Origin of the sequence: Rhodopseudomonas palustris, assembly GCF_034479375.1 — a bacterium.
In the GTDB taxonomy this organism is placed as follows: domain Bacteria; phylum Pseudomonadota; class Alphaproteobacteria; order Rhizobiales; family Xanthobacteraceae; genus Rhodopseudomonas; species Rhodopseudomonas palustris_M.
The window spans coordinates 271,887-284,533 of the sequence record NZ_CP140155.1 but is presented as its reverse complement, the minus strand read 5'-3'; the positions used below and the strand labels follow the sequence as shown (position 1 = coordinate 284,533).

Genomic DNA, 12,647 nt, shown 5'->3' with positions numbered 1-12,647 from the left:
CCTAAGGTTGTTATTTGCGGTTATTCCGCATTCTGGCCGTCATGCGCGGGCTTGACCCGCGCATCCATCTCTTCCGAAGAAGATGGATTGCCGGGTCAAGCCCGGCAATGACGTTGATACAAGTCATTCCGGGGCTCGCGCTACGCGCGCCCCGGAATGACGAAAGTGAGAGATTCCGGGTTCGCTCACTGCGTGAGCGCCCCGGAATGACTCGTTGAGAGCGTTCAGATCAGCCCGCCGGCCTCGCTGACGCGGGCGAGGTGGTGGTCGGTGTCGCCGAAGGTCTGCTCGATCATGGTCAGCCGCTTGAAGTAGTGGCCGATCTTGGCTTCCATCGTCATGCCGATGCCGCCGTGGAGCTGGATCGACTGCTGGCCGACGAACTTGGCCGACTTGCCGATCTGCACCTTGGCGGCGGCGATGGCGTTGGCGCGTTCTTTCGCGTCGTCGAAATCCGCCGCCATGGTGGCGAACATCGCCATCGAGCGGGCCTGTTCGGCGGCGACGAACATGTCGGCGGCGCGATGCTGCAGCACCTGGAAGCTGCCGATCGGCACGCCGAACTGCTTGCGGGTCTTGATGTACTCGACCGTGGTGGTGAGCGATTCATCCATCGCGCCGACCGCTTCCGCGCACAGCGCCGAGCGGGCGTCGTCGACGACCTGCTCGACCAGCGGCAGGCCATTGGCGGGATCGCCGATCACCGCATCGGCGCCGATCTCGACGCCGGTGAATGTGATATCCGCGGCGCGCTGGCCGTCCTGGGTCGGGTAGCCCTTGCGCGACACGCCCTTGGCATCGGCCGGCACCAAAAACACACCGACGCCGTTGCGGTCACGCTGCGCGCCGTTCGTGCGCGCGGTGACCACCAGCGTATCGGCGGCCTCGCCGTTCAGCACCACGAACTTCTCGCCGTCGATGATCCAGCCGTCGCCTCTCTTCTTGGCGGTGGTGGTGACGTCGCCGAGATCCCAGCGCGAGTTCTTCTCGAGCTGCGCGAACGCGAAGGTCTTGCTGCCGTCGATGATGCCGGGCAAATGCGCGGCCTTCTGCGCGGCCGATCCGGCGCGGCGCAGGAAGCCGCCGGCGATGATCACGGTCGGCAGATACGGCTCGATCACCAGCGAATGGCCGAGCGCTTCCATCACGATCATGGTCTCGACCGCGCCGGCGCCGAAGCCGCCGTCTTCCTCCGAGAACGGCAGGCCGAGCAGACCCTGCTCGGCGAACTTGCCCCAGATCTCGCGGCTCCAGCCGTCCTTCTCCTTGGCGTATTTCTTGCGGCTGTCGAAATCGTACGAGGTCTTCAGCAGACCCTCGACGCTCTCCTTGAGCAGCCGCTGCTCCTCCGACAAATCAAAATCCATGGTGATGCTTCCTTGAATAGCAAAATCGAGCGGGCGTCATTGCGAGGAGCGAAGCGACGAAGCAATCCAGCTTCGAGGCGTGGATCTGGATTGCTTCGCTTCGCTCGCAATGACGGAGAGCGTGCCGGCCCTTACAGCCCGAGCACCGCCTTGGTGATGATGTTGCGCTGGATCTCGTTCGAGCCGCCGTAGATCGACACCTTGCGGTTGTTGAAGTAGCTCGGCGCGATCTGCGCGGTCCAGTCCATCGTCTCGTTGCTGTCGTCGTCACCGTGCACGTCGTAGGGCGCGGCGAACGGGCCGATCACTTCCATCAACAGCTCGGTGGTCGCCTGCTGGATCTCGGAGCCCTTGATCTTCAGCACCGACGACGCCGGGTTGGGCTTGCCCTTGCCGTGCTTGCCCTCGTCGGCGACGACGCGGAGCTGCGTCAGTTCCAGCGCCTTCAGCTCGATCTCGACCGCGGCCAGCTTGTCGCGGAACTTCGGGTCCTCGATCACCGGCTTGCCGCCGGATTCGACCGACGCCGCCAGCTCCTTGATGCGGCGGATGCGCTCCTTCGACATGCCGACGCGGGCGATGCCGGTGCGCTCGTTGCCGAGCAGGAACTTGGCGTAGTCCCAGCCCTTGTTCTCCTCACCGACCAGATTCTCCAGCGGCACCTCGACGTCATCGAAGAACACTTCGTTGACTTCCTTGCCGCCGTCGATGGTCTGGATCGGGCGCACCGTGATGCCCTTGGTCTTCATGTCGACCAGGATGAAGGAGATGCCCGACTGCTTCTTGGCGGCGGGGTCGGTGCGGCACAGGCAGAAGATCCAGTCGGCGTATTGCGCCAGCGTGGTCCAGGTCTTCTGGCCGTTGATGATCCACTTGTCGCCGCGCTTCTCGGCCTTGGTCTTGAGCGAGGCGAGATCGGAGCCGGAGCCGGGCTCGGAGAAGCCCTGGCACCACCAATCCTCGACGCTGGCGATGCGCGGCAGGAAGCGCTTCTTCTGCTCCTCGCTGCCGAAGGTGTAGATCACCGGGCCCACCATCGAGACGCCGAAGGCGAGCGGCTGCGGCGCCGGCGCGGCCTGCAGCTCCTCGTTGAAGATGTAGTGCTGCACCGAGCTCCAGCCGGTGCCGCCATATTCCTTCGGCCAGTGCGTGACGCCCCAGCCCTTCTTGTGGAGGATGCGATACCACTCCACCATGTCGTCCTTGGAGGGATGCCGGCCCTCGACCAGCTTCTGCCGCGTCTTCGCCGGCACGTTGTCCTTGAAGAACTGCCGCACCTCGTCGCGAAACGCGATTTCTTCCTTGCTGAAATTCAGATCCATCGGATCCTCCTTGTGAATACCAATGCCGTTCGCCTTGTCATTCCGGGGCGCGCGGAGCGCGAACCCGGAATCTCGAGCTGTTCATCCGGCCTGAATCTCGGGATTCCGGGTTCGCGAGCTGCGCTCGCGCCCCGGAATGACGGTGTTAGTCGTTAGTGCACGATCTCGAACAATCCCGCCGAGCCCATGCCGCCACCGACGCACATGGTGACGACCGCGTATTTCGCCTTGCGGCGGCGGCCTTCGATCAGCGCGTGGCCGGTCAGGCGGGCGCCCGACATGCCGTAGGGATGGCCGACCGAGATCGCGCCGCCGTTGACGTTGAGCTTCTCCGGATCGATGCCGAGCTTGTCGCGGCAGTACAGCACCTGCACGGCGAAGGCTTCGTTCAGTTCCCAGACACCGATGTCGTCGACCGTCAGGCCATGGCGCTTCAAGAGGCGCGGCACCGCGAACACCGGGCCGATGCCCATCTCGTCCGGCTCGCAGCCGTGCGAGACCATGCCGCGGAAGATGCCGAGCGGCTTCAGGCCCTTCGCCGCCGCGGTCTTGTCGCTCATGATCACCGTGGCGGAGGCGCCGTCGGAGAGCTGGCTGGCGTTGCCGGCGGTGATGGTGAAGCCGTCGCCACGCACCGCCTTCAGGCCGGCGAGGCCTTCGGCCGAGGTCTCGGGCCGCGGGCCTTCGTCCTGCGACAGCGTGATGTCCTTGAACGACACCTCGCCGGTGGCCTTGTCGACGACACCCATCTTGGTCGCGATCGGGGCGATCTCGTCACTGAACTTGCCGCCCTGCTGCGCCGCCGCGGTGCGGCGCTGGCTCTCCAGCGAGTACTCGTCCTGGCGCTCGCGCGAGATGCCGTAGCGCTTGGCCACGGTTTCGGCGGTGTCGAGCATCGCCATGTAGACGTCGCCCTTGATCGCCTGCAGCGCCGGATCGACGGCGTGGAAGCCGTTCATCTTGTCGTTCTGCACCAGGCTGATCGACTCGCCGCCGCCGCCGACCGCGATCTCGACGCCGTCGAACAGCACCGAGCGCGCCGCGAGTGCAATCGCCTGCAGGCCGGAGGCGCACTGCCGGTCGATCGTGGTGCCGGCGGTGGTCACCGGCAGGCCGGCGCGGAGCAGCGCCTTGCGGGCGATGTTGCCGCCGGTGGCGCCCTGCTGCATCGCCGCGCCCATCACCACGTCCTCGACCTCCTTCGGGTCGATGCCGGCGCGCTTGACCGCGTGCTCGATGGCATGGCCGAGCAAGGTTGCGCCCTCGGTGGCGTTGAGGGCGCCGCGATACGCCTTGCCGATCGGCGTGCGCGCGGTGGAAACGATTACGGCGTCGGTCATGGGCGGACTCCCTGTGCGGTTTGCTGTTGGCTCTGGTTGGTGGATTTGGGTAGCTGATTGCGCAATTCGTGGCGCGAGAGTTTGCCGACCGGCGTGCGCGGCAATTCGTCGACGAATTCGACCGCGGCCGGCAGTTCGTGCTTGCCGAGCTTGCCTTTGAGGAAATCGCGTAGTTCCTCGACGCTGAACGGCTTCGCGCCGTCGCGCAGCTTGACGAACGCCTTCGCCGCCTCGCCGCGATAATCGTCGGGGATGCCGATCACGATCACTTCCTGCACCGCGGGATGTTCATAGATCGCCTGTTCGATCATCTGCGGATAGACGTTGAAGCCTCCGGAGATGATCATGTCCTTCTTGCGGTCGACCAGGAAGAAATAGCCGTCGGCGTCCATATAGCCGATATCGCCGGTGAGAAAACGGTCGCCGACGAACGACTCTGCGGTTTCCTCAGGCCTGTTCCAGTAGCCCTGGGTGACGTTCGGGCCGCGGACGCGGATCTCGCCGACCTCGCCGGGCGGCAGAACCTTCTTCGGATCGGCCAGCGCGACGACGTCGAGTTCGATCCCCGGCAGCATCAACCCGATCGAACCGGGCTTGTCCGGCCCGTCCGGCGGATGGCCGGTGCCGGGCGAGCAAGTCTCGGTCATGCCCCAGCCGCTCTTGAGTTTGAGATTGGTCTTGCGCTCGAACAATCGCGCGACCTCGACCGGCAGCGGCGCGCCGCCGGAGCCGGCCATCGTCAGCGACGACAGATCGCGGCTCTCCAGCGACGGATCGTTGGCGAGCGCGATCCACATCGTCGGCACGCCCGGGAATACGGTGGCGCGCTTCTCCTCGATGTCGCGGAACACCGCGCCGACGTCGAAGCGCTGATGCAGCGAGATCAGGTCGCCCTGCTTCAGGCAGCGCAGCAGGATCACGGTGAGCGCGTAGATGTGAAACAGCGGCAGCACGCAGATCACGCGATGCACGACGCCGTCGCCGCCGCGCACCAGGCCCCAGACGTCGTAGATCGACACCGCCGAGGTGAGATTGGCGTGGGTCAGCATCGCGCCCTTCGGCAGGCCGGTGGTGCCGCCGGTGTATTGCAGAAGCGCGATGTCGTCGGGCGAGATTTGGGGCCAGTTCGCAGGCTGCGGCGCATCCTTGAGGAAGTCGGCATAGCGGATCACGCGGGGATCTTCCGGCAGCGGCGCCAGCGGCGTGGCGGACTCGCCCCATGCCGCGTCGGCGCAGACGATCAGGCGATCGAGCAGGCCCTTGGCGAGAAATTTCAGCGCCATCGGCAGCAAGGCTGCGGAATCGGTGGTGATCAGCACGCGCGCGCCGGAATCGCTGAGCTTGTGCGACAGCGCGCGCTCGCCGTCGAGCGGCGACAGATGCACCACGCGGGCGCCGGCCTTCAGCGCGCCAAAGAAATTGATCGGATGATCCGGCGTGTTGCCGAGGAACAGCGCGACCGAAGCGCCGGGGCCGTAGCCGGCGCGTAGCAACGCCGAAGCGGCGGTGTCGGCGCGTTCCTTCAGCCCGGCGTAAGTTATCTGCCGATCGCGGAATTCCAGCGCCGGCCGCGCCGCGTAGTCCGCAGCCGCCTTTGCCAGCAGATCGGGCAACGTGCCCTTCGCGATCTCCGCATCCCAGCGAACGCCGGGCGGGTAGTACTGCTCACCGGGATGGGTCATGTGGTCACATTCACGATTGGAATGATACTATCTACTCGTCGCTCCGGAGCGCGGATGACGCGGCGTGGTCGGCTCCCCTCCCCCTTGCGGGGAGGGGTCGGGGGTGGGGGGCAACGAGGCGTAGCGCCCGTGGCTACCCCCCACCCCGACCCTCCCCCGCAAGGGGGGAGGGAGAAGAAAAAATCACGCCGCCGCCTTGTTGGGCTGCCCGAGCGAGGCGAAGGTCTTGCCTTCGGCGGCGAGGCGCTGCAGCAGCGGCGCCGGCTCCAGCGACGGGTCGTTGGTGGCCTTGGCGTAGTAAGCTAGACGCTCGGCGATGTGCTTCAGGCCGACGCCGTCGGCGTAGTGCATCGGGCCGCCGCGATAGATCGGCCAGCCGTAGCCGTACAGCCAGACCACGTCGATGTCGCTCGGCCGCGCCGCGATGTTCTCCTCGAGGATGCGCGCGCCCTCGTTGATCATCGGATACATCATGCGCTCGAGGATCTCGTCATCGCTGACCTCGCGGCGCTTGAGGCCGAGCTTGGTCAGCGTGTCGTTGATCAGCGTTTCGACTTCGGGATCCGGCAGCGGCGAACGCGAACCGGATTCGTATTTGTAGTAGCCCTTGCCGGTCTTCTGGCCGAAGCGCCCGGCCTCGCACAGCGCGTCGGCGATTTCCGACTTGATGCCGCGGTCCTTGCGCGAGCGCCAGCCGATGTCCAGGCCGGCGAGATCGCCCATTGCGAACGGGCCCATCGGCATTCCGAATTTGGTGACGACGGCGTCGACCTGCTGCGGCAGCGCGCCTTCGAACAGCAGCTTCTCCGACTGCTTGGAGCGGGCCGCGAGCATGCGGTTACCGACGAAGCCGTCGCAGACGCCGACCACGACCGGGACCTTGGCGATCTTCTTGGCGATCGACACCGCTGTGAGCAGCGCGTCGGGCGCGGTCTTGGCGCCGCGCACGATCTCGCACAGCTTCATCACGTTGGCGGGCGAGAAGAAGTGCATGCCGAGCACGTCCTGCGGCCGCTTGGTGGTCGCCGCGATGTCGTCGACGTTGAGATAGGAGGTGTTCGAGGCCAGCACCGCGCCCGGCTTGGCGTAGGCGTCGAGCGCGGTGAACACTTCCTTCTTCACCGCCATGGTCTCGAACACCGCCTCGATGATCAGGTCGGCGTCCTTGACGTTTTCGAGGCCGACCATGCCGGTGATCAGGCCCATCCGCTTGGCCGGCGCATCCGCCGGGATGCCGCCGCGCGCCGCGGTAGCTTCGTAGTTCTTCTGCATGATGCCCATGCCGCGATCGAGCTGCTCCTTGCCGGTCTCGATCAGCGTCACCGGAATGCCGGCATTGGCGAACGACATCGCGATGCCGCCGCCCATGGTGCCGGCGCCGATGATCGCGACGCGCGACACCGGGCGCGGCTTGGTGCCGTCCGGCACGCCGTCGACCTTGGCGGCCTCGCGCTCGGCGAAGAAGGCGTAGCGCTGCGCCTTGGACTGGTCGCTGACCACGAGCTTGAGGAAGCCCTCGCGCTCCTTCTTCAGACCTTCCTCGAACGGCAGGTCGATCGCGGCGCCGATCGCGTCGGCGCAGGCGAACGGCGCTTCGAGTCCCCTCGCCTTCTTGGTCATCGCCGCCACCGCATTGGTGAAGATCGAACGATCGGCCTTGGCCGCGGCGAGCTTGCTGTCGTCGTCGCGCAGCCGGCGCGTCGGCCGCTTCTCGGCCAGCACCTTTCGCGCGAAGGCTTCGCCGCCTGCGACGCGGTCTTCGACGATCTCCTCGATCAGGCCGTGCTTCAGCGCTTCAGCGGCACCGATCGGATTGCCGCCGACGATCATCTGCACCGCGAGCTCGGGGCCGACCGCGCGCGGCAGCCGCTGGGTGCCGCCGGCGCCCGGCAGCAGGCCGAGCTTGACTTCGGGCAGGCCGAGCTTGGCCTCTTTCACCGCAACGCGGAAATGGCAGCCGAGCGCGACTTCGAGGCCGCCGCCGAGCGCGGTGCCGTGAATCGCCGCGATGGTCGGCTTCGGCGAATTCTCCAGCGCGGCGATGACGTCGTTGAGCGCCGGCGGCTGCGGCGGCTTGCCGAATTCGGTGATGTCGGCGCCGGCGATGAAGGTGCGCCCCGCACACGTCAATACGATCGCCTGCACTTCGGGATCGGCGACCGCCGCGTTGACGTTCTCCAGAATGCCGCGGCGAACAGCCGCACTGAGCGCGTTGACCGGCGGACTATTGACGGTGACGATCGCGATCGCATCATGGCGTTCGCGCGTGACGACTTCGCTCATTGCATTCTCCTCGGGCTACGTTTCTTGATTGATCTAAATCTATTTCGCAGTGCGAAATTTAGTTTCACATCTTGACAGCGAGGGATATTTTGAAGAGCGTCGCTTGTCAACGACGACCATAATCAATCAAACGTGCCGGGAATGAAACGTCCGCCGAAAAAAGCCGCGACCGATCGCAGTTTCGTCGTCGCGCTGTCGCGCGGCCTCGAAGTCTTGCGCGCGTTCGGCCCCAATGACGGCCTGCTCGGCAACCAGGAGATCGCGGCGCGCACCAAATTGCCGAAGCCGACGATTTCGCGGCTGACCTACACGCTCACCAAGCTCGGCTACCTCACCCAGGTGCCGCGATTCGAGAAGTATCAGCTCGCGCCGGCGGCGATGTCGCTCGGTTATGCGGCGCTCGCCAATCTCGGCGTCCGTCACCTGTCGCAGCCGTTTCGCGACGAATTGATGCAGCAGACCGGCGGCGCGGTCGCGGTCGGCGCGCGCGACCGGATCAGCATGATCTATGTCGGCCAGGCGCGCTCCAGCCTCACCGTCGGCGTGCAACTCGACGTCGGCTCGCGCATTCCGATCGCGACCACCGCGATGGGGCGCGCTTACTTGAGTGCGCTGCAAGGTGATGAACGCATGTCCTTGCTGCGCGACATGCGCGAGCACTACGGCAGTCGCTGGCCGCGCATCAAGGAAGGAATCGAGCGTTCCGAGGAGATGGTCGCAAAGTACGGCTTTGCCATTTCGGCCGGCGAGTGGCAGGACGACGTGCACGCCGCGGGAGTCGCTCTGACGTTGAACGACGGTACGGGCCCTTACGCATTCAATTGTGGAGCGCCTGCATTCCGCTTCACGGAAGATCGTCTGCTCAACGACATTGGACCTCGTCTCGTGGCGATGGTAAGGAAAATCGAAGCGGCGCTCGGCGGGACAGCGGCGCCGCAATCAAGAAGACCAGACAAATCCGACAACAAGAAAACTAAGTCAGGAGGGAAAGTTGCGCGTGTCGTCGAGGGGATCAGGTAGCATCCGTCGTCGCGAAGCGTCGCCGATGATCATGCTTGGCAGCCCGTTTCAGGGCAGCAGCAAATGATGCAGGCACATTCGGGACAAACCGCGTCACCGCTGCTCGCGGTGCGCGACGTCAGCGTCGTGTTCGGCGGCATCGTCGCCTTGAACGGCATTTCATTCGACATGTTGAAGGGCCAGATCCTCGGACTGATCGGCCCGAACGGCGCGGGCAAGACCACGCTGTTCAACTGCCTGTCGCGGCTATATCAGCCGAGCAAGGGTGACATCCTGCTCGAAGGCGACAGCATCCTCACCCGTCCGCCGCACCGCATCGCGGAAGTCGGCATCGGCCGCACCTTCCAGAACGTCGCGCTGTTTCCGAATCTGACGGTGCTGGACAACGTCCGCGTCGGCACGCATTCGCGCACCAACAGCGACATCGTCTCGGACTCGCTGCGCCTGCCCTGGATCCGCAACGGTGAAAAGGCGATGAACAAGCGCGTCCACGACATCCTCGACTATCTCGAACTGGGCAGCGTCGCCCACACCGTGGTGTCGGGCCTGCCGTTCGGCACCCAGAAGCGCGTCGAACTGGCGCGCGCGCTCGCCGCCGAGCCGAAGATCCTGCTGCTCGACGAGCCGGCCGGCGGTCTCAATCACGAGGAGGTCTACATCCTCGGCGACCTGATCCGGAAGATCCGCGACGACCGCGGCATCACCGTGCTTCTCGTCGAACACCACATGGGTCTGGTGATGTCGATCGCCGACCATGTCGTCGCGCTGAATTTCGGCCGCAAGCTCGCAGAGGGAACGCCCACGCAGGTGCAGAACGACCCGGATGTGATCAAGGCCTATCTGGGGAGCAAGGACCAATGACGGCGATGCTCAACGTTCGCGACCTGCACGCCTATTACGGCCAGGTCCAGGCGCTGCACGGCCTCGAATTCGATCTGCAGGAAGGCAGCCTCACCACCCTGCTCGGCGCCAACGGCGCCGGCAAGACCACGACGCTGCGCGCGATCTGCAACATGGTCCGCTCGACCGGCTCGATCGAATTCGAAGGCAACAAGCTGTCCAGCCGCTCGACCGAATCGATCGTCCGGCTCGGCATCGCGCATGTGCCGCAGGGCCGCGGCACCTTCACCACGCTCAGTGTGCACGAGAACCTCGAGCTCGGTGCGATCAGCCGCAAGGACCGCAAGGCGATCCCCGGCGACATCGAGCGGATGTACGCGCACTTCCCGGTACTGAAGCAGCGCCACACCCAGCAGGCCGGCACCCTCTCCGGCGGCGAACAGCAGATGCTCGCGGTCGCCCGCGCGCTGATGCTGCGGCCGCGGCTGATGCTGCTCGACGAACCGTCGTTCGGTCTCGCCCCGCTGGTGGTGCGCGATCTGTTCAAGATCCTCGGCAAGATCAATCGCGAGGACAAGGTCACCATCCTGGTGGTCGAGCAGAACGCGCAGCTCGCGCTGGAGCTCGCCGACAAGGCCTACGTGATCGAGACGGGACGCATCGTGATGTCGGGCAAGGCGGACGACATCGCCAACAACGAAGACGTCCGCAAATCGTATCTCGGATACTGAGGAGACCGGCCATGGAACTTCTGCTGAATCAGGTCCTGGCAGGTATCGCCACGGGCGCCATCTACGCATGTATGGCGCTGGCCGTGGTGATGATCTATCAGGCGATCGACCACCTCAACTTCGCCCAGGGCGAAATGGCGATGTTCTCGACCTTCATCGCCTGGCAGATGCTGCAGTGGGGCGTGCCGTATTGGGGCGCCTTCGTGCTGACGCTGGCGCTGTCCTTCGCGGGCGGCATCGTCATCGAGCGGGCTCTGTTCAAACCGCTCGGCAACGCGCCGGTGCTGACCCACGTCGCGGGCTTCATCGCGCTGTTCGCGATCGTCAATTCGGTCGCGGGCCTGACCTGGGACTTCACCATCAAGCAGTTCCCGTCGCCGTTCGGCTCGTCGCCCTTCCTCGGCAGCCAGCTGATCTCGACCCACCAGGCCGGCATGATCGGCGTCACGCTGGTGCTGCTGCTGCTGCTGTACTTCTTCTTCCAGTTCACCCGGATCGGTCTGGCGATGCGGGCGGCGGCGGCGCAGCCTGAATCCGCACGTCTCGTCGGCGTCAACACCTCCTGGATGGTGGCGCTGGGCTGGGGCATGGCGGCGGCGATCGGTTCGATCGCCGGCATGCTGATCGCCCCGGTGGTGTTCCTCGAGCCCAACATGATGGGCGGCGTACTGATCTACGGATTCGCCGCGGCGGTGCTCGGCGGTCTGACGAGCCCGCTCGGCGCCGTGGTCGGCGGCTTCCTGGTCGGCATCTTCGAGAATCTCGCCGGAACCTACATCCCGGGCGTCGGCAACGAACTGAAACTGCCGATCGCGCTGGCGCTGATCATCACCGTCCTGGTCGTCAAACCCACCGGCCTGTTCGGCCGTTCCATCGTCAAGCGAGTCTGATCATGAGCGCCTTGCAGGAAATCGTCGAAACCCCGCCGATCGAGACCACGCCGAAGAAGTACATGGCGCTGGGCACTTACGCCTCGGTCGTGGTGGTGATCTTGCTGTGCGCCGCACCGCTGATCGCCAAGAACTTCGTCATCTTCCAGATGACGATGGTCCTGATCTACGCCATCGCCGTTCTGGCGCTGAACATCCTCACCGGCGGCAGCGGCCAGTTCTCGCTCGGCCAGAGCGCGTTCTACGCGCTCGGCGCCTACACCTCCGCGATCCTGATGGAGACCTTCGGCGTCAACTACGCTTTGACGCTGCCGGTCGCCGGCGGGATCTGCTTCATCGCGGGCTATTTGTTCGGCCTGCCGGCGTTGCGGCTCTCCGGCATCTATCTGGCGCTCGCGACCTTCGCGCTCGCCACCGCGATGCCGCAACTGCTGAAGCTGCACTACTTCGAAGCGTGGACCGGCGGCGTGCAGGGCCTGGTGATCACCAAGCCCGACGCGCCGTTCGGCCTGCCGCTGTCGCAGGACATGTGGCTGTACTACTTCGTGCTCGTCGTCTCGATGCTGATCTACGTCGCCTCGGTGAACCTGCTGAAGTCGCGCTCGGGCCGCGCCATGATGGCGATCCGCGACAACGAGATCGCGGCGTCGGCGATGGGCGTCGACGTGGCGCTGTACAAGACGCTGGCGTTCGGCGTCTCGGCCGGCATCACCGGCGTCGCCGGCGGACTCGGCGCCATCGCGGTGCAGTTCGTGGCGCCGGACAGCTACACCATCCAGCTCGCCATCGCGCTGTTCCTCGGCATGGTGGTCGGCGGCGTCGGCTGGCTGCCGGGCTCGATCGTCGGCGCGGCGTTCATCGTGTTCGTGCCGAACATCGCCGAGCACTTCTCCAAGGGCCTGTCCGGCGCGGTGTTCGGCCTGATCCTGGTGCTGATCATCTTCGTGCTGCCGCACGGTTCGCGGCAGATCGCCTACACGGTGCAGGGCTGGGTCCACAAACTCAGAAAATGATCCGTCTCGCGTGACGGACGCGACAGCCTCGGCCCCCTGCGGAGCTTCCGCAGGGGGCTTTTTCTTGCGATCCGCTTCGGCCGTCTCGTGCCCGCATCGGCCGCGGCGCCGCCGCCCGCCGGTGACGCGGGGCTGCCCCACGATCGGATGACGGGTCGG

10 protein-coding genes are annotated in these 12,647 nt (G+C 65.6%); 5 read left to right on the top strand and 5 right to left on the bottom strand.

The genetic code is table 11. The features are described from left to right. Positions 1-224 precede the first annotated feature (224 nt). From pimD to SR870_RS01265, 5 genes are all read right to left on the bottom strand, one after another. On the bottom strand, positions 225-1,367 hold the full coding sequence (gene pimD, locus SR870_RS01285) for a pimeloyl-CoA dehydrogenase small subunit (RefSeq protein ID WP_322516249.1): 1,143 nt from the start codon (positions 1,365-1,367) through the stop codon (positions 225-227). Between the two features lie 131 nt (positions 1,368-1,498). Further along, the gene (gene pimC, locus SR870_RS01280) at positions 1,499-2,689 is read right to left on the bottom strand and encodes a pimeloyl-CoA dehydrogenase large subunit (protein ID WP_322516248.1); all 1,191 of its coding nucleotides are present in this window, start codon (positions 2,687-2,689) and stop codon (positions 1,499-1,501) included. Between the two features lie 152 nt (positions 2,690-2,841). Next, entirely contained in the window at positions 2,842-4,029 is a 1,188-nt protein-coding gene (locus SR870_RS01275; protein ID WP_322516247.1) for an acetyl-CoA C-acyltransferase, read from the bottom strand. Further along, a complete protein-coding gene (gene pimA, locus SR870_RS01270) occupies positions 4,026-5,711 on the bottom strand; it encodes a dicarboxylate--CoA ligase PimA (RefSeq protein ID WP_322516246.1) in 1,686 nt (561 codons plus the stop codon). The genes SR870_RS01275 and pimA overlap by 4 nt, the downstream gene beginning before the upstream one ends. Before the next feature lie 183 nt (positions 5,712-5,894). Then, complete coding sequence (locus tag SR870_RS01265; protein WP_322516245.1) at positions 5,895-7,994, bottom strand: 3-hydroxyacyl-CoA dehydrogenase NAD-binding domain-containing protein; 2,100 nt, start codon at positions 7,992-7,994, stop codon at positions 5,895-5,897. Between the two features lie 141 nt (positions 7,995-8,135). On the opposite strand from SR870_RS01265, the gene SR870_RS01260 reads away from it, so the two are divergent. From SR870_RS01260 to SR870_RS01240, 5 genes are all read left to right on the top strand, one after another. Continuing rightward, complete coding sequence (locus tag SR870_RS01260; RefSeq protein ID WP_322516244.1) at positions 8,136-9,014, top strand: IclR family transcriptional regulator; 879 nt, start codon at positions 8,136-8,138, stop codon at positions 9,012-9,014. Between the two features lie 63 nt (positions 9,015-9,077). Beyond that, entirely contained in the window at positions 9,078-9,875 is a 798-nt protein-coding gene (locus tag SR870_RS01255) for an ABC transporter ATP-binding protein (protein WP_322516243.1), read from the top strand. Beyond that, positions 9,872-10,585 (top strand): ABC transporter ATP-binding protein, encoded by a 714-nt coding sequence (locus tag SR870_RS01250; RefSeq protein ID WP_322516242.1) that lies wholly within the window; start codon positions 9,872-9,874, stop codon positions 10,583-10,585. Before SR870_RS01255 ends, SR870_RS01250 begins: the two co-directional genes overlap by 4 nt. A gap of 11 nt (positions 10,586-10,596) precedes the next feature. Then, on the top strand, positions 10,597-11,475 hold the full coding sequence (locus SR870_RS01245; RefSeq protein ID WP_322516241.1) for a branched-chain amino acid ABC transporter permease: 879 nt from the start codon (positions 10,597-10,599) through the stop codon (positions 11,473-11,475). 2 nt (positions 11,476-11,477) lie between these two features. Further along, positions 11,478-12,488: a branched-chain amino acid ABC transporter permease gene (locus SR870_RS01240; RefSeq protein WP_322516240.1), complete on the top strand. Its 1,011-nt coding sequence runs from the start codon at positions 11,478-11,480 to the stop codon at positions 12,486-12,488. Positions 12,489-12,647: the final 159 nt, after the last annotated feature.